Below are 16,880 nucleotides of genomic sequence, written 5' to 3'. Positions count from 1 at the left end.
ATACGGCACAATCATAGGGGGGGCGCACCCGGCTAACCCCTTCTCCGCTCATCCCCGCGAAAGCGGGGATCCATAGGGAAGCGGCGACGGATACAGGCAGGACGAAGAGGCCCGGGCGGACAGGCTTGGTCGTGCGCTGCTGGGTGAGGCCGGGAAGCCAGAGAATACCGCCCGGCCGACCCAATTACTCCGCTCATTCCAGCGAAGGCTGGAATCCAGTTGCCGAGCCTGCGGCAGTCGGGAAACAAGTTGAGGCGCGGGGCGGGGACCGCGCATACTCTCCGGCCTGGATCGCCCCGATCCTCCGCCGTTTCTGGATTCCAGCCTTCGCTGGAATGAGCGGAGGATGAGGCTATCGCCATCCTCCCATCCAGAAATGGCAGAAAAATTCGCTTGCGGGTTGGCGCCCGAACTTGCGATCCGAAGGACACCCGGACCGGCTCGGTCCATCACGAATGGGAGACGGGACGATGAAGAAGACGATGCTCGGCCTTGCGGTCGCCGCCCTGGCGCTGGCCCCGGCCGCGCCGGCCCTCGCCGCGGGCAAGTCGGCCACGGTCTCGTTCGTGGTGCCGGGCGCCGACGAGGCGACGTCGACGAAGGCCACCTACACCTGTGGCGACCAGACGGTCGCGGTGGAATACGTCAACGCCGGCTCGGTCTCGCTGGCGCTGCTGACCCTCAAGGACGATTTCGTCGTCGCCGCCAACGTGCTGTCGGGCTCGGGCGCGCGCTATGCCGGCGCCCAGTACGTCTGGTGGTCGAAGGGCATGAGCGAGGCGACGCTCACCAACCTGATGACCGACACCCAGACCCCGGTCGAGTGCACGGCGACGAAATAGGTCTCGGCCTGACCGCAGGGTCGCGGCGCGTGCCTGAGGCAGACCCGAATCGCGTGAACTCTCCGTGCCCGCCCAAACCTCCGCTCATTCCAGCGAAGGCTGGAATCCAGTCGGCCTGACCGTCGGGGCCGGAGCATGCCGGTGAGGGCACGGGCGCGGCCGCCCCATCACCCCACATGCCCCTCGCCGTAGAAGCGCGGGCCGGTGGTGCGCCACCAGCCGAGCTTGCCGAGGCCGGAAAGCGCGATCGCCGTCGGGTGCGGCGGCCAGGCGCCGGTGAGGCGGCCGGCCAGCGCCAGCGGGCCGGCGAGCGCCACCTGCGCCGCCCCCTTCGCCATCTGCGCGGCCACCTCGCGCCACAGCGGCGGCTCCAGCAGCGACGGCACGAGGCAGCGGATCTGGCCGCTGGCGTAGCGCCGGCGCCAGATGTAGCCGTGGTCGAGGCGGGACGCCGGAACGTGCTCGACCACCGGCGCGTCGGCGCACCAGACGAGGCGCGCCCCCGCCTGCCGCAGGCGCTTGAACAGCAGCACGTCCTCGCCGCCGAGCTTGTCCAGGCGCGGATCGAACCCGATGCCGGCGTCGAAGCGGGCGCGCCGGAAAAGCGTGCCGGTGAGCGGAAGATAGTCGCAGCGCGCCGCCACGCCGGTGCCGGACGCGACGCCGAGGTCCTGGGTGAAGCTCGCCGCGAACCACGCCGCGTCGCGCTCGGGCGTGCGCTCCAGCACCGCGTGGCGGGGGCCGAACACCGCGTCGGCGCCGCTCGCCTCCATGCACGCGAGGCGCCGGGCGAGCCAGTCCGGCGGCGCCGTGCAGTCGTCGTCGAGGAAGCCGATCACGTCGCCACGGGCGGCCGCGAGGCCCGCGTTGCGGGCGGTGGCGACGCCCATTTTCGGCTCGTGGACGATGCGCAGCGACACGTCGCTGGCGCCCTCGGGCGCGGCAAGGGCCTGTTCCGCCCCGCCTTCCGGCGCGTTGTCGACGACGACGATCTCCAGATCGTGGCCGGCCGCGGCGGTCTGCGCGGTCAGCGAGGCGACCGCCCGCTTGAGCCCATCCGGCCGGCGCAGCGTCGGCACGATGACCGAGACGGTGGTCACGATCCGGCCCCCGGACGCCCGGCCGGGCCGGTCATGCGGAGGTGCCGACCGGGCGGCGGCGCAGCTCGAACTTCAGCGGCCAGCACAGCTTGCCGAGCGCGCCGGACAGCCGCAGCAGCACGTAGGCGCGGCGGTCGCGTCCCATCAGCGGGCTCGCCAGCGCGGCCAGCCCCAGCGCGCCGGACTGCAGCACGGCCTTCGCGAAGATCTTCGCGGCGGTCAGCGGCGGCGAGCCGGAATAGCGGATCTGCGTCCAGGCGAAGTGCTGGCCGCCGGCGAACTGGCGTTTCATGACGTAGCCGACGCGCACCCGGTCGCTCGGCACGTACTCGTAGGCGACCGCCTCCATGCACCAGCCGAAGGTGCGACCGCGCCTGTCGAGCCGGGTGAAGAAGTCGGTGTCGGAGCCGCCGGTGAACATCATGGCCGGGTCGAACGGGTGGACGTCGGTGGCGCAGGTGTCGCGGCGGAACAGCACCCCGTTGGAGGCGCGCCCGCCGGGAAGCCTGCGGTAGGAATCCGCGATCGCCGGCGGCGGCGACAGGTCCGGGTCGAAGTAGACCGGCTCGACGTTGGAGAACAGGCAGTCGACCTGCTGGCGCTCGAACGCCCGGGTCATCAGCTCCAGCCAGTCCGGCGCCAGCGTCTGGTCGTCGTCCACGTAGCCGACGAGCGGGCTGGTGGTGGCGCGGATGCCGGCGTTGCGGGCGTTGGGAATGCCGGGCTTCGGCTCGTGGACGTAGCGGACCGGCACGGGGGCCGCCGCGGCGACCTCCTCGACGAGCTCCCGCGCGGTGCCGGCGGGGTTGTTGTCGACCACCACGATCTCGAAGCCGCCGGGCAGGGCGGAGGTCTGGGTGACGCAGGTCGCCAGACAGGCGCGCAGCAGGTCGGGCCGCGCATAGGTGATGATGACGATGCTGACGGTGGTCATGTCCCCAACCCTGACACCTAGTGTTCCATGGTCCGCACCGGCGGTGCGCCGCCGCCCGGATCCGCTGACAGGATCCGTCCGGCGCTGAGCTGGATGATCCGGTCGCACAGCGTCATCGACGACATCTGGTGCGCCACGAAGAACATCGTGTAGGCGTCCCGCTCCAGCCCGGCGATCGCGGCCAGCACGTCGCGTTCGGTGTCGGCGTCGAGCGCGCTGGTGGCCTCGTCGAAGATCAGCACGCTCGCCCGCTTGTAGAGGGCGCGGGCGATGCCGATGCGCTGGCGCTGGCCGCCCGACAGCCGCACGCCGCGCTCGCCGACGATGGCCTCGAAGCCCTCCGGAAGCTTCGTGATCAGGTCAATGAGCTGGGCCCGTTCGGCGCACTCGCGCACCCGGGCCATGTCGATCGCCTCGCGCGGGCGGCCGAGCGCGATGTTCTCGGCGATGGTGCCGTCGGAGAGGAAGATCGACTGGGGCACGTGGGCGATCTGCGCCTGCCAGGCGCGGCGGTTGTCGCGGTCGAGGCGGGTCCCGTCGATCAGGATCGCCCCTTCGGTCGGGTCGATCAGGCCCATCATCAGGTCCATGAGCGTGCTCTTGCCCGAGCCGGTCTTGCCGACGATGCCGATGCGCTCGCCGCGGGCGACCGTCAGGTCGATGGCGTCGAGCACCGGCGCGTCGTCTTGGGTGTAGCGGAAGGTCAGGCGTTCGAAGCGGATCGCGGTCCGCAGCGGCATCGGCGCGGCGGGCTTCGCTGCCCGATATTCCGACGGGATCTCCTGGTCGAGGAAGACCAGCACGTCGAGGAGGACGGAGCGGCTGCCGGCGGCGCGGCTCCAGCCGGCGTAGACCTTCTGGGCGAGCGGCAGCAGCCGCTGCGCGCCCAGCGCCAGCGCGCCCAGCACCGGCAGCGAGGCGACGATGCCGGCGTCCGAGCGGCTGAGCCAGAGAGCGAGGCCGACGATCACGCAGATGCCGATGCCCTCCACGGCGAAGCGCGGCAGCACGGCCAGCGACAGGTTCGTCGACTGGGCCCGGCGCAGGCCGGTCTCCACCGCCGCGAACTTCGCGACATAGGCCTCCTGGGTGCCGTCCAGCAGGATGTCGCGGATGTCGCCCAGCCCCTCCTGGACGCACTTCACCCGGTCGGTCTGGGCGGCCGCGATGGCGACGCTGTTGCGGGTGAGCAGCGGTTTCACGAGGCGGGTGATGATCAGGTAGATGACGGCGAAGGCGGTGCCGGCGATCAGCGCGCTCGACGCGTCGATCAGCAGCAGCGCCAGGATGATGAACACCGCGACGAAGGCGGCGGAGAAGGCCTCGAAGAACGGCTGCAGCACGTAGAACAGCAAGATCTGCACCGAGTTCGTCACCGCGATGACGTCGCTGGAGTTCTGGTTCACGTGGTAGCTGTAGGGCTGGTAGAGCGTCTTGCGGTAGGCGTCGATGCCGAAGTCGTTGGCGACTGCGAAGACGTACTTGTAGAGCGCCCGGTACATCAGCACGCTGGTCGCCGAGGCCGTCAGCGCCAGCGCCATCAGCGCGAAGCTCACCACGTAGACCGCCTGACCCGAGGCGATCATACCGGCCGGCACGATGTCGTCGAGGAAGCCGGCGGCGCCCCCCTGCTGGGCCACGTCGGTGCCGAACAGCACCGCCAGGAACGGCACCACGGCGCCGAGCGTCACCAGCTCCGCCATGGCGCCCAGGAACATCAGCGCGAGCAGCAGGCCGAGCTGCTTGCGGCGGGGCGCGGACAGGTGTGCGTGGAAGCGCCGGAGAAGCGAGAAGAGGGACGCCTCGTCGGGTGCGGGGTGCGGCGCGGAGCTGGTCATGTCGGGCGCGGAACGGTCCAGGTGAAGCGCGGCCGCGATGGCCGAATTCCGGAAGGGCGCGCGCGAGACGCAGGCGCAGGATGAACGCGCAGAAAAACGCAAAAACGCGCAGAAACGCGCAAGCCCGATGACGCGCAGGCGCAGCCGTTCGCGCGCAGCGCGCGGGGTGCGACTGTAGCGCCGGCAGGACGCGCGCGCAGCAAAAAAGGCGTGCGCTGCGGAATTCGGTCGAGCGGTCGGAAAAACGGCGCTAGAAGGGCGATGCGATGGTTCGGGTGGCGTCCAGCGGGCGCCGGCCCAGAGGGATAAGGACCGCAAGATGTCGATCCTGAGCTCGGCGAAACAGGCGGTGCGGCGCGGGTTTGCCGGCCGCGACCGGGCGGTGCTGGGGCGCCTTGGCGCGCGCGGCGATGCCCGGACGGCCGCGGTCGTCGATGCCATCCTCGCCGTCTACGACATCAAGCGCCGGCCGCCGGCCTCGGTGCAGGCGATCGAGGCGGCACGGCGCGCGCGCGCCGCCGACACCCGCCCGCTGGTGGACGGCAGCCTCGGTCCGGCCGGCCCGTTCGACGACGGCGAGACCGTCGCCAGCGCCTGCGCGGTCAGCAAGCCGCCGTCCCAGGCCGTGCTGCTCCATGCGCTCACCTCCCGCCTGAAGCCCGCCTCGGTGCTGGAGCTCGGCACCAACATCGGCATCTCGTCGGCGTTCCTGGCGGCGGGCCTCGCCGACGCGGGCACCGACGGACGGATCCTCACCCTGGACGTCTCCCCCTACCGGGTCCGCACCGCCGAAACGCTGCATCGCGAGCTCGGCCTGACGACGATCGCCACCCGCGTCGGCCTCTTCCAGGACACGCTTGCCGGCGCCATCGAGGCGGCCGCGCCCATCGACATGGCCTTCATCGACGGCAACCACCACTACGAGCCGACGCTCGCCTACACCGACCAGATCGCGGCCAACTCTGTGGAAGGCGCGCTGTTCGTCTACGACGACATCCGCTGGTCGGAAGGCATGAAGCGCGCGTGGGCCTCGGTCTGCGACGACCCCCGGTTTTCGGTGGTGATCGACCTCTACCAGATGGGCATCGCCATCTATTCCCCTGGGGGCGCCACAGACAGGACCGTCACGCCCCCTCTCTATTCGGTGCTGGCGCGGGTCTGACGCCGCGACGAAGGGGGCCCAGTCGAATGTCGACCGACCGATGACCAAATCCACCCTGCGACTGCAGCACGTTTCCGAACTCCTGCGGGTGCTCGATTTCGTGGCGGTCATCGTCGTCGGCTACGCGGTCTACCTGATCTATCCCGGCAGCGGCATCGGGATGCAGTCGGAATACGCGCTGGCGACCCTCCTCGGCGGCGCCACCAGCAGCTGGTTCCTATGGTTGAACAAGGTCTACAACGATCAGCCGCACAGGGTCCGCCCCCGGCTGGTTCTACAGATCACCATCGCCGTGGTGTCGTCGGTGACAGTGCTCGCCGCGATCGCCTTCGTCTTCAAGGAATCGGAGACCTATTCGCGCCTGTGGGCGATCGGGTGGGCGGCCGCCTCCTGGGTCGTTCTGGTGGGCCTGCGGATTGGCGCCGCGATGGTCGTGCGGCGGATCATGCGGCGCGGCGGCCTGATCCGGCGGGCGGCGATCTTCGGCGGCGGCGACCAGGGCCAGCTGCTGATGCAGTACCTCGTGGAGGCACGCGATCCGGGCCTGCGCATCGTCGGCTTCTATGACGAGCGCGGCGACCGGGTGCCAGAGAACTTCGACGGCATCCCGCGGCTCGGCGGCCTCGCCGAGATGGAGGAGGCGGTGGTGCGCGGTGAGGTGGACACCGTGATCCTCGCGCTGCCGCTGAACGCCGTGGACCGGTTGATGGCGATCTCGAATCAGCTCGACCGTTATCCGGTCCTGGTGCTGCTGGCACCCGACCTCATCATGTGGCGCGTGTTCCAGCGCCGCTCCTACTCGCTGGCGGGCATTCCGCTGCCGCGCCTCCTCGACCAGCCGATCTTCGGCTGGGCCGGCGTGGCGAAGGTCATCGAGGACAAGGTTCTCTCGTTGCTTCTGCTGGTTCTGCTGGCGCCGGTCTATGCCGCGATCGCGCTGGCGATCCGCCTCGACAGCCCGGGGCCGGTGCTGTTCCGGCAGCCGCGCGCCGGCTTCAACGGCGAGCTGTTCACCATCTACAAGTTCCGCACCATGCGGACGGATGCCGAGGACGTGGCCGGCACGCAGCAGACCACCCGCGACGATCCGCGGGTGACGGCAGTGGGCCGCTTCCTGCGGCGCACCAGCCTCGACGAGCTGCCCCAGTTCCTCAACGTCCTGAAGGGCGAGATGTCGCTGGTGGGGCCGCGTCCGCACGCCCAGGGAGCGGTCCTCGACGACGAGCCCTTCGAGCGGTCGGTCCAGCACTACATGCAGCGCTATCGGGTGAAGCCCGGGGTCACCGGCTGGGCGCAGGTGAACGGGTGGCGGGGCGAAACGGACAGCGCGGAAAAGCTGCAGATGCGGATCCGCTACGACATCGAATACGTCGACAGCTGGTCGGTGGGCCTCGACCTCTACATCCTGCTGATCACGCCGTTCGTGGTGCTGTTCAAGCGCGACAACGCCTACTGAGGCGGTTGCCCCTCCGGCGCCGTCCTGGCGGGCCGGAGGGGGACGCCTCAGGCCGAGGGGCCGATCGGTGGCCCGGTGAACTCGCACCCGAAGCCGGCCGCGAGCACGCCGATCTCCGGCGCGTGCTGGGGGATCTGCAGGCCCCGGTTGGCGACGCTGGCGAAGAAACCCTCGAACCCGCCCGGCGTCATGCACGTCACGAAGCGCGCAGGTGTCTCGCTGAGGATGAAGAAGCCGTGCTCCTTGCCGCGCGGGATGAAGACGGTGTCGCCGCTGCCGCGCACGAAGCTCTCGCCGTCGAGCCAGAAGCGGACCTCGCCCTCGACGAGGTGAATGACCTCGTCCTCGTTGTGGTGAATGTGCCGGGGCGGGCCCGAGCGGGGCGCGCCGACGGCGGAGAACATGCCGAGCAGGCCGTTGGTCTCCTCGGGGGTGATGAGGATCCTGTAGACCGAGTGGAGCCAGGACACGGTGGTGCCGGCAGAATAGGCGTCGACGTTCACGTACATCGGTTCTGTCCTTGTCGTGTGGGACTGGTCTGTTCGAAGCGATGCCGGCCGGCGTCGTGGCGTGACATGTGCCGCGCGCACACTCATAATTGAAATCGATTGTTATGATCTCTGGTATCGACATGGTGAATTTCCGCGCCTTCGATCTCAATCTGCTGCGGGTGCTCGACGGCATGCTGGCCACGCGCAACACCACGCGTGTCGGCGAGGCGATCGGGCTCAGCCAGCCCGCGGTCAGTTCGGCCCTGCGGCGGTTGCGCGACAGCCTCGGGGACCCGCTGTTCGTTCGCGAGGGCAATGCGCTCGTACCGACCGACTTCGCCCTGTCGCTGCAGGAACCGGTGCGGAGTGCGCTCGCCAGCCTGGAGACGGCGTTCTCGGGAGGCGGGGGCTTCGATCCGGCCCGGCTGACCCGCAGCTTCGTCATCGGGGCCTCCGACTACTTCCAGGAAACGCTGATGCCGCAGCTGGTGGCCAAGGTCTGCGCCAGCTCGCCGAACGTGCGGCTGAAGATGCTGCCGGCGGGCATCGAGGAGTTTCCGGCGATGCTGACCGGCGGGCGGTTCGACATGGTGCTGTCCATCGGGGTGGAAACGCCCGACTGGATCCGCAAAGAGCGTGTCTTTCGGGCGTCCAACGTGGTCACCGCGCGCCCTGGCCACCCGCTGCTGGGCGGCCTGAAGTGGGGCGACCGCCTGCCGATGGATCTGTTCTGCGGGCTTCCTCACGTCATCTTCTCGGCGAGCGCCGACTTCGCGCATTTCGAGGACGCCGAGCTCGCCCGGCTGGGGCGGACACGTCACGTGCAGGTGACCGTCGCCGGCTATCACGGCGTCGGGCGCGTCGCCGCCCGGACGGATCTTCTCGGCGTGCTGCCCACGCGGTTCGCCCTGTCGGTGGCGGACCATCTGGGGCTCGACGTCTTCCGGCTGCCCTTCGACGAGCCGCTGGTGGAGATGTTTCTCTATTGGCGCGAGCGCGATACCGGCAGCCGCGACCAGCGCTGGCTGCGTGAGCTGGTGCTGGGCCAGCTTGCGCCGGTGGACGAGGTGCGGTTTCCGGTCACCGAGGCGGAGTTCGCTGCCCGCAACATCCGCTGATCCAGAAAGGTCCGGACGTCAGCCGAGCCATGCCCAAAGACCGGCCGCCGCGGCGACCAGAGCGAGCAACGCCGCGGGGCGCGCGACGCGGAGGGGCGCAAGGAGCATCAGGTCCATCAGGCTCCGCAGGAAGAGCCAGGCGAAGAGCCCGCCGAACAGGAGACCGAGCCAGCGGACGATCGCCAGGACCGAGGCGGGCGCGGGCGGGATCGGCCCGGGGAGATAGAACACCGCCAGGCAGACGAGCGAGAGCGCGGCGAACGCAAGCGCGCTCCTGGTCTCGGACCGGCGTGCGGCGGACGGTCGGCTCGGAAGCCGCCTGGGGGCCATCCGGGCGTCTCCTCAGATGACGGGAGCCTGGCCCGGCGCGCGCCGGTGCCGCTCAGGGCGTGTCGGTCCGATCGGGCGACGCATTCAGCTCATCGCCTCCACGAGGATGTATCCGCCGAGAAGCAGGATGGAGGCGAAGAACACCCGTCGAAAGACCGCTTCGGAGAGCCGCTTGCGGATGGCCTGTCCGGCGACCATTCCGGCCAGTGCCGGAGCCAGCGCAATTGCCGATGCGATGCCGATGGTCCCCGTGATCAGGTTGTTGGTCTGGAGGGCGAGGGCGAGCGCGACGGTCGAGGCCGTGAACAGCATGCCCATCGCCTGGATGAGCATGTCCCTGGAAAGCCCGATCCCCTGGAGGAACATGACGCCGGGAACCATGAAGGATCCGGTCATGCCGGTGAGAATGCCGTTCGCCACGCCGAACGCCGGACCCGCCCATGCCTCCCGGTGGGCCGGAATGACGAGGCGCACGCCCGCCAGGTTGATCACCGCATAGGCGACAAGGAGCAGGCCCAGCAGGCCCGACAGCAGGTCGAGATCGACCCGTGTCAGCGCGCTCGCGCCGATCCATACGGTCACCGTCGCCATCAGGAGGAACGGCCAGATGCGGGTCAGGATCGCCCTGGCGTTGCCGCCGGCGCTGGCCTGGAAGGCGTTCGTGACGAACGACGGGACGATCAGCAAGGCCATCGCGGTCGGAAGGTCGAGGGCCGCCGTCAGCAGGCCGAGGCTGACGGTGGGAAGCCCCAGCCCGATGACGCCCTTCACCGTTCCCGCCAGCAGGAACGTGACCGCAATGAGAATGAGGAGACCCGGATCCAGCATTGCAGAATGATAGATCGGAAGGCTTGGCGTCGGCAATTTGAAGCGTACGTGCCCCCGCTACGAAGTGCGGTACGTGCGATCGGGCCGAAACGATGCCATTCCTCGGCTGGCGCTAGCCCGGCAGCTCCGTTTCGGCGACCGGCTGGACGCGCAGCATGGTGATGCGGTTGCGCTCCTTCTTCTCCACCACGAAGCGGACCTTGTGGAAGGTGAAGGCCTGCTTCTCCTCCGGGATCATCCGGGCCTCGTGGATGACGAGGCCGGCGGCGGTGGTGGCCTCCTCGTCCGGAAGGTTCCAGTCCAGGGCGCGGTTGAGGTCGCGGATGGAGACGCCGCCATCGACCAGCAGCGTGCCGTCCGGCTGCGGTCGCACGCCCTGCACGACGATGTCGTGCTCGTCGGAGATCTCGCCGACGATCTCCTCCAGGATGTCCTCCAGCGTCACCAGGCCCATCACCTCGCCGTACTCGTCGACGACGAGGGCGAAGTGCGACTTGCGCTTCAGGAAGACGTTGAGCTGGTCGTGCAGGTTGGTGGTGTCCGGGACGAACCACGGCGGCTTGGCGATCGCCAGGATGTCGAGGCTGTCGACATCGCCTTCGGCGGCATGGAGCGCGCGCAGCAGGTCCTTGGCATGAAGGACGCCGACGATGTTCTCCGATTCGCCCCGCCACAGCGGCAGCCGGGTGTAGGGGCTCGCCAGCGCCTGTTCGACGATCTGGGCCGGCGGCTCGTCGGCGTTGAGCATCTGCATCGCGGTGCGGTGCTTCATCACGTCGGAGACTTCGAGTTCGCCGAGATCGAGGATGCCGCCGAGCCGGTCGCGCTCTGCCTTGTGCAGGCCGCCCTGGTAGTGCTGCAGGTCGACGGTGCCGCGGATCTCCTCGTGGGGCGAGATGCCGAGCGAGGCATCGACGTCGATGCCGAAGCGGCGCAGCAGCCAGCGCACGAAGATCTGCACGGCCATGGTGACCGGGCCGAAGACGATGACCACGATCCTGAGGATTGGCGCCACCGCGACGGCAAAGCGGTCGGGGGTGGAGATCGCCCACGTCTTCGGCAGCACCTCGGCGAAGATCAGCACCAGGAACGTCATCAACAGCGTCGCGTAGACGACGGCCGCATCGCCGAGAACGGTGATGAAGGCGCTGGTGGCGAGCGACGAGGCGAGGATGTTGACGAGGTTGTTGCCGAACAGGAGGGCGCCGATCAGCCGCTCGCGGATCTCGATCAGCTTGCCCGCGGTGCCGGCGCGCTTGTCGCCGGCCTTCTCCAGCTGGTGCATGCGGGCGCGCGACGCGGCCGTCAGCGCCGTCTCCGAGCCCGAGAAGAAGGCGGACAGGAGGAGCAGGACGACGATCGCGCCGGCGATCAGCCAGAGCTCGAGTGCGCTCATCGGGCGAGTTCCACCTTCAGGAAGCCGGCAACCGCGTCGCGGGTCACATCCCGCGCGATATAGGCCTTTCCGATGCCGCGTACGAGGATGAACGTCAGCATGCCCCGCTGGACCTTCTTGTCCTGCGCCATCAGGGCGATCAGGCGGTCGGCGTCGCGGGCCTCCGCCGGCAGGCCGGAGAGATCGGTGGGCAGGCCGACGGCGGCCAGGTGGCGCTCGACGGTCGTCGCGTCCTCGGGCGGGCAGAGGCCGAGCGCGGCGGAAAAGCGGAACGCCATGGCCATGCCGATCGCCACGCCCTCGCCGTGGATCAGCGTCTCGCCGTAGCCGAGGGCGGCCTCCAGCGCGTGGCCGAAGGTGTGGCCGAGATTGAGGAGCGCCCGGTTGCCGTGCTCGCGCTCGTCGGCCGCCACCACCCGCGCCTTGGCGCGGCAGCTCTGCTCGATGGCGCGGGCGAGCGCCTCGCCGCCGGCGAACACGTCGGACCAGTTGGCGTCGAGCCAGGCGAAGAAGTCCGGATCGTCGATCAGCCCGTACTTCACCACCTCGGCGTAGCCGGCCCGCATGTGGCGGTCGGGCAGGGTGGCGAGCAGGTCGGTGTCGATCAGCACCAGCTGGGGCTGGTGGAACACGCCGATGAGGTTCTTGCCGTGGGCGGAGTTGATGCCGGTCTTGCCGCCGACGGAGGAATCGACCTGGGCGAGCAGCGAGGTTGGCATCTGCACGAAGCCCATGCCGCGGCGCGCGACGCCGGCCGCGAAGCCGGCGAGATCGCCCACCACGCCACCGCCGAGCGCGATCACGATGTCGCCGCGCTCCAGCCGCGCGGCGAGGATGGCGTCGACGACCTTCTCGAACATGGCGAACGACTTGGTCGCCTCGCCCGCCGGCACGGTGATCGCCTCGCTCTCCACCCCGCCGGCCGAGAGGCCCTCGCGCAGCGCGTCGAGATGCAGGGCGGCGACGGCCTCGTCGCTCACCACCAGCACGCGGCTTCCCGGGGCGATCCGCGCCAGGTGGCGGCCGGCCTGGCCGACGAGCCCCGGACCGATGAGGATCTCGTAGCTGCGGTCTCCAAGCTCGACGGTGACGGTGCGGGGGCTTGTCGTGTCGAGCATCATTCGGGGGGCTCCTGGGAGGGCGTCTCGCGCGACAGATGCGCGGCGAGCGTCTCGATCATGGTGGTCACGATGGTCTCGTGGGGCGTTTCCCACGACTGGATGGTGAGGTCGGCGCCCGCGAACACCGGCTCGCGGACGGCCAGCAGCCGGCGCATCACCTCGTCGGGGTCGGCGTTGGCCAGCAGCGGCCGGTGGCTGCGCTTGCGGACGCGCTGCATCAGGGTGGCGAGGTCGGCGCGCAGCCAGACGGAGACGCCGGCGGCGGCGATGGCGGCGCGCGTCTCGGCGTTCATGAACGCGCCGCCGCCGGTCGCCAGCACCTGCGGCCCGTTGTCGAGCAGGCGGCGGATCACGCGGCGTTCGCCGTCGCGGAACGCAGCCTCGCCGTGCACCTGGAAGATGTCGGCGATGTCCATGCCGGCGGCCGTCTCGATCTCGTGGTCGGCGTCGACAAAGGGGATCCCCAGCCGCGTCGCGAGCCGTCGTCCGACGGTGGTCTTGCCGGCGCCGGGCATGCCGACGAGGACGATCGAGCGCTGGCCGAGCCGCGCCACGACCTGCGCGGCGGCGCGGTCGGGGGCGGAAGTCTGGCTCGGCGCGGAGGACACGAAAAACGCTCGCTCGGGTGTGAGGATGACGATCGTCTGGTTGAAAGGTGCGGCTAACGACCTGTCAAGTCTCGCCGGCTAGGTTCCTAGCACGCCCGGACCCCTCCGGCGCAGCCGTTGACGGAACTGAGATGGATCGGTCGGGGATCGAAATCGAGCGCTTCCTGGAGGCGATGGCCGTGGAGGCCGGCGCGGCGCACAACACGCTGGCCGCCTATCGGCGCGACCTGGAGGCGTTCGCGCGCTTCCAGCGGGCGCGCGGCCGCAGCCTCGACGCCGCCAGCGCCGAGGACGTCTCGGCCCATCTCTCCGACCTCGCGAGCCGGGGCTTCGCCGCGTCCAGCCAGGCGCGCCACCTGTCGGCGCTTCGGCGGTTCTTCCGCTTCCTGCACGCCGAAGGCGACCGCGCCGACGACCCGGCCGGCCGGATCGCCCGGCCGAAACGCGTCCGGCCGCTGCCGAAGATCCTCTCGGTGGAGGAGGTCGACCGGCTGATCGGCACCGCCAAGGCGGCCGCCGAGGGGGCGAATCTCTCGCCGGCACGGGCACTGAAGGCGCACCGCACCTACACCCTGCTGGAGCTCGTCTATGCCACCGGCATGCGCGTGTCGGAACTGGTGTCGCTGCCGGTTTCGGCCAGCCGGGTGCGCGACCCGGTGCTCCTGGTGCGCGGCAAGGGCGGCCGCGAGCGCATCGTGCCGCTCACCGCCGGTGCCTGCGCGGCGATGACGGCGTTCCGCGGGCTGCGCGACGCCCGCCCGCAACGGGCGAAGAGCCGGCATCTCTTCCCCGCCGACAGCGACAGCGGCCATCTGACCCGGCAGGCGTTCGCGCGCGACCTGAAGGACGTCGCCATGGCGGCCGGACTGGAACCCTCGCGGGTGTCACCCCATGTGCTCCGCCATGCTTTCGCCAGCCATCTCCTCCAGAACGGGGCCGACCTCAGGGTCGTGCAGCAGCTGCTCGGCCACGCCGACATCGGCACCACCGAGATCTACACCCATGTTCTGGCTGAACGGCTGGCCAAACTCGTCGGCGAGCACCATCCGCTGGCGCGCCCCGCAACTTGACTTCCCGGGCGGTGGGTCTCACGGTCCCGCCACCCTGACCGCCGAAGGAACCGACACGTCGCATGCATAGCTTTCTGGAGTTCGAAAAACCGGTCGCCGACCTCGTCGGGAAGCTGGAGGAACTGCGCGCGCTGGCCGCAAGCGACGAACGGTCGGTGGATGTCGCCGACGAGATCGCGCGCCTGGAGGCGAAGGCGAACCAGGCCCTCAAGGACATCTACGCCAAGCTCACGCCGTGGCAGAAGACGCTGGTGGCGCGCCATCCGGACCGGCCGCACGCGAGCGACTACATCGCGTCGCTGATTTCCGAGTTCACGCCGCTTGCCGGCGACCGGGCATTCGGCGAGGACAGCGCCATCATCGGCGGCCTCGGCCGCTTCCGGGGCACGCCTGTCGCCGTTCTGGCCCAGGAAAAGGGTCACGACACCGCCACCCGCCTGAAGCACAATTTCGGCATGGCGCGGCCCGAGGGCTACCGCAAGGCCGTGCGCATCATGAAGCTGGCCGATCGCTTCAAGCTGCCGGTGATCGCGCTGGTGGACACGGCCGGCGCCTATCCCGGCATCGGCGCCGAGGAGCGCGGCCAGGCCGAGGCGATCGCGCGCTCGACCGAGGCCTGCCTGGCGCTCGGACAGCCGAACGTGGCGGTGGTGATCGGCGAGGGCGGTTCCGGCGGCGCGATCGCGCTGGCGACCACCAATCGCGTGATCATGCTGGAGCATTCCATCTACAGCGTCATCTCGCCGGAGGGCGCCGCATCGATCCTGTGGCGCGATTCCGCGAGGGCCCAGGACGCGGCAACCAACATGAAGATCACCGCCCAGGACCTGCTGCGGCTGAAGGTGGTGGACGAGATCGTGCCGGAGCCGACGGGCGGCGCGCACCGCGATCGCGACGCGATCATGGCCGCGGTCGGCAACGCCGTGGAGGCGTCGCTCAAGCAGCTCGTGACGGAAGACGCGTCCAGCCTGAAGCGCGCGCGGGCCGACAAGTTCCTCGCGATCGGCCGCACGCTCGAGCGCTGAGGCCGACAAGCAGCCTCGCGTCACAACAACGCCGTATTTTCGGTGTGTTGCGAGGGATTGGAAAACCGTCGGGCACTGCACCGCGCACGGGTTGAACCAGTCGCCGGAATCGCGGTTACTGTTTGGCAACCCTGATCGGGTAGACTTGGCGTTCGAGACGGTCGAAGCCGTATCGCCGGACAAGCGCGCGTTACCTTTAACGCGGACGCCGCGCTCCGGTTCCTTGGATGTGATCAGTGCCGTTCCGCGTGTATGATGCGGGGCCGGGATCTAACCGAAGGGTGACTGTCGTGACGAGTTGCCGAGGCATTCTGTCGAGCTGGCGCGGGCTGGTTGCAGCCGCTGCGCTCGGACTCGCGCTGGCGGGCTGCCAGGTCTCCGACCTGCCCAAGCACATGAAGCCGCTCAGCCCCTCGATCATGGCGAAGATCAAGCGTCTCGACATGACGACGACGTCGCCGATCCTCGTCCGTATCTTCAAGGAAGAGAACGAGCTCGAGGTCTGGAAGAAGACGCGCGAGGGCAAGTTCGCGCTGCTTTCGACCTACGAGATCTGCGCCTGGTCGGGCGAACTCGGGCCGAAGAAGGCCGAGGGCGACCGCCAGTCGCCGGAGGGCTTCTATACGATCCGCCCGGCCCAGATGAACCCGAACTCCAGCTATCACCTCTCGTTCAATCTCGGCTTTCCGAACAGCTACGACGCCTCGCTGGGGCGGACCGGCTCGTTCCTGATGGTCCACGGCGACTGCTCGTCGCGCGGCTGCTACGCCATGACCGACGAGCAGATCGAGGAGATCTACGCGCTCGGCCGCGAAGCCTTCCGTGGCGGGCAGCGCTCCTTCCAGGTGCAGGCCTTCCCGTTCCGCATGACGCCGGAGAACATGGCGAAGCACCACGACGACGAGAACATGCCGTTCTGGGCGATGCTGAAGGACGGGTACGACCACTTCGAGGTGACGCACCAGGAGCCGCAGGTCGCGGTCTGCGAACACAAGTACGTGTTCGACGCCCAGGCCAAGGACGGCAAGTCCTTCCGCGCATCCGACGCCTGCCCGGCCTACGAGGTGCCCCAGGACATCTGGATCGCGGTTGCCTCCAAGCAGCGCCAGGACAACGAGCGCACCCAGCAGATCCTCGCGTCGCTCGAGCGCAAGGAGAAGCGCGAAGAGGACTGGGAAGCCCGCAAGTCGGTCATCGCCGGCATCATCAAGGGCAGCTCCGGCAAGGACGCCGCCGGCATGTCGCCGGCGCCCGCCGAGACCCCGCAGGCCATTCCCGCCGGGACCGCGCCGGAAGGCGAGCCCACCGACGACGCGGCACGCGTGATGGAGATCGCCTCCAGCGTTCCGGTGCCGCCCGAGTCGCCCGTGGCCCCCGGCGCTGCCGCGGCTCCGGCCGGCGAGGTCGAGGGCGACGAGGCCGCCAAGTCGACGGCGCTGGCGCTGGTTCCCGAGGAACAGCCCGCCGGTCCCATCGGCCGCATCGGCAGCGCCTTCAACCGCGTCAACTCGGTGCTGCCCTGGAACTGAGTTTCGCCGGGCCCGTCCGTCCGGACCCGCCA

General features: G+C 69.6%; 16 protein-coding genes. 7 read left to right on the top strand and 9 right to left on the bottom strand.

Annotation, left to right across the window (positions count from 1 at the left end; genetic code table 11):
* Nucleotides 1-470: 470 nt before the first annotated feature.
* The gene (locus AB7M35_RS10590) at nucleotides 471-842 is read left to right on the top strand and encodes an MliC family protein (RefSeq protein WP_453959535.1); all 372 of its coding nucleotides are present in this window, start codon (nucleotides 471-473) and stop codon (nucleotides 840-842) included.
* Between the two features lie 167 nt (nucleotides 843-1,009).
* On the opposite strand, the gene AB7M35_RS10585 is transcribed toward AB7M35_RS10590, so the two are convergent.
* The 3 genes from AB7M35_RS10585 to AB7M35_RS10575 are packed head-to-tail and all read right to left on the bottom strand — an operon-like array spanning nucleotide 1,010 to nucleotide 4,714.
* On the bottom strand, nucleotides 1,010-1,942 hold the full coding sequence (locus AB7M35_RS10585) for a glycosyltransferase family 2 protein (protein WP_453959533.1): 933 nt from the start codon (nucleotides 1,940-1,942) through the stop codon (nucleotides 1,010-1,012).
* A 31-nt stretch (nucleotides 1,943-1,973) separates the two neighbouring features.
* Entirely contained in the window at nucleotides 1,974-2,876 is a 903-nt protein-coding gene (locus tag AB7M35_RS10580; protein WP_453959531.1) for a glycosyltransferase family 2 protein, read from the bottom strand.
* Between the two features lie 17 nt (nucleotides 2,877-2,893).
* The gene (locus AB7M35_RS10575; RefSeq protein ID WP_453959529.1) at nucleotides 2,894-4,714 is read right to left on the bottom strand and encodes an ABC transporter ATP-binding protein; all 1,821 of its coding nucleotides are present in this window, start codon (nucleotides 4,712-4,714) and stop codon (nucleotides 2,894-2,896) included.
* A 319-nt stretch (nucleotides 4,715-5,033) separates the two neighbouring features.
* Between AB7M35_RS10575 and AB7M35_RS10570 the strand changes: the two genes are divergently transcribed.
* The gene (locus AB7M35_RS10570) at nucleotides 5,034-5,876 is read left to right on the top strand and encodes an O-methyltransferase (RefSeq protein WP_453959528.1); all 843 of its coding nucleotides are present in this window, start codon (nucleotides 5,034-5,036) and stop codon (nucleotides 5,874-5,876) included.
* Nucleotides 5,877-5,916: 40 nt separating this feature from the next.
* Entirely contained in the window at nucleotides 5,917-7,332 is a 1,416-nt protein-coding gene (locus tag AB7M35_RS10565) for an undecaprenyl-phosphate glucose phosphotransferase (protein WP_453959526.1), read from the top strand.
* A 47-nt stretch (nucleotides 7,333-7,379) separates the two neighbouring features.
* Here the strand turns inward: AB7M35_RS10565 and AB7M35_RS10560 are convergent, their stop codons facing one another.
* Complete coding sequence (locus AB7M35_RS10560; protein ID WP_453959525.1) at nucleotides 7,380-7,841, bottom strand: cupin domain-containing protein; 462 nt, start codon at nucleotides 7,839-7,841, stop codon at nucleotides 7,380-7,382.
* A 104-nt stretch (nucleotides 7,842-7,945) separates the two neighbouring features.
* On the opposite strand from AB7M35_RS10560, the gene AB7M35_RS10555 reads away from it, so the two are divergent.
* A complete protein-coding gene (locus AB7M35_RS10555; RefSeq protein ID WP_453959523.1) occupies nucleotides 7,946-8,941 on the top strand; it encodes a LysR family transcriptional regulator in 996 nt (331 codons plus the stop codon).
* Between the two features lie 18 nt (nucleotides 8,942-8,959).
* Here AB7M35_RS10555 and AB7M35_RS10550 read toward each other — a convergent pair whose 3' ends face one another.
* The 5 genes from AB7M35_RS10550 to AB7M35_RS10530 form a co-directional block, all read right to left on the bottom strand.
* A complete protein-coding gene (locus AB7M35_RS10550; RefSeq protein WP_453959522.1) occupies nucleotides 8,960-9,271 on the bottom strand; it encodes a hypothetical protein in 312 nt (103 codons plus the stop codon).
* An 84-nt stretch (nucleotides 9,272-9,355) separates the two neighbouring features.
* A complete protein-coding gene (locus AB7M35_RS10545) occupies nucleotides 9,356-10,099 on the bottom strand; it encodes a sulfite exporter TauE/SafE family protein (protein WP_453959521.1) in 744 nt (247 codons plus the stop codon).
* 112 nt (nucleotides 10,100-10,211) lie between these two features.
* A complete protein-coding gene (locus AB7M35_RS10540; protein WP_453959520.1) occupies nucleotides 10,212-11,495 on the bottom strand; it encodes an HlyC/CorC family transporter in 1,284 nt (427 codons plus the stop codon).
* Nucleotides 11,492-12,613, bottom strand: a complete 1,122-nt coding sequence (gene aroB, locus AB7M35_RS10535) for a 3-dehydroquinate synthase (RefSeq protein ID WP_453959519.1) — start codon at nucleotides 12,611-12,613, stop codon at nucleotides 11,492-11,494. The genes AB7M35_RS10540 and aroB overlap by 4 nt, the downstream gene beginning before the upstream one ends.
* Nucleotides 12,613-13,224: a shikimate kinase gene (locus AB7M35_RS10530; RefSeq protein ID WP_453959517.1), complete on the bottom strand. Its 612-nt coding sequence runs from the start codon at nucleotides 13,222-13,224 to the stop codon at nucleotides 12,613-12,615. Before AB7M35_RS10530 ends, aroB begins: the two co-directional genes overlap by 1 nt.
* Before the next feature lie 131 nt (nucleotides 13,225-13,355).
* Here AB7M35_RS10530 and AB7M35_RS10525 point away from each other — a divergent pair, with 131 nt between their 5' ends.
* The 3 genes from AB7M35_RS10525 (at nucleotide 13,356) to AB7M35_RS10515 (ending at nucleotide 16,848) form a co-directional block, all read left to right on the top strand.
* Nucleotides 13,356-14,294 (top strand): site-specific tyrosine recombinase XerD, encoded by a 939-nt coding sequence (locus AB7M35_RS10525; RefSeq protein WP_453959516.1) that lies wholly within the window; start codon nucleotides 13,356-13,358, stop codon nucleotides 14,292-14,294.
* 62 nt (nucleotides 14,295-14,356) lie between these two features.
* Nucleotides 14,357-15,319, top strand: coding sequence for an acetyl-CoA carboxylase carboxyltransferase subunit alpha (locus AB7M35_RS10520; protein WP_453959515.1), 963 nt, complete (start codon nucleotides 14,357-14,359; stop codon nucleotides 15,317-15,319).
* Between the two features lie 290 nt (nucleotides 15,320-15,609).
* Nucleotides 15,610-16,848 carry a L,D-transpeptidase family protein gene (locus AB7M35_RS10515; protein ID WP_453959513.1) on the top strand — a complete coding sequence of 413 codons (1,239 nt, stop codon included), beginning with the start codon at nucleotides 15,610-15,612 and terminating at the stop codon, nucleotides 16,846-16,848.
* Nucleotides 16,849-16,880: the final 32 nt, after the last annotated feature.

The sequence above is a fragment of the Amorphus suaedae genome (assembly GCF_053629675.1).
Note: the sequence above shows the minus strand (reverse complement) of the source record. Positions and strands in the feature narration are given on the sequence as shown.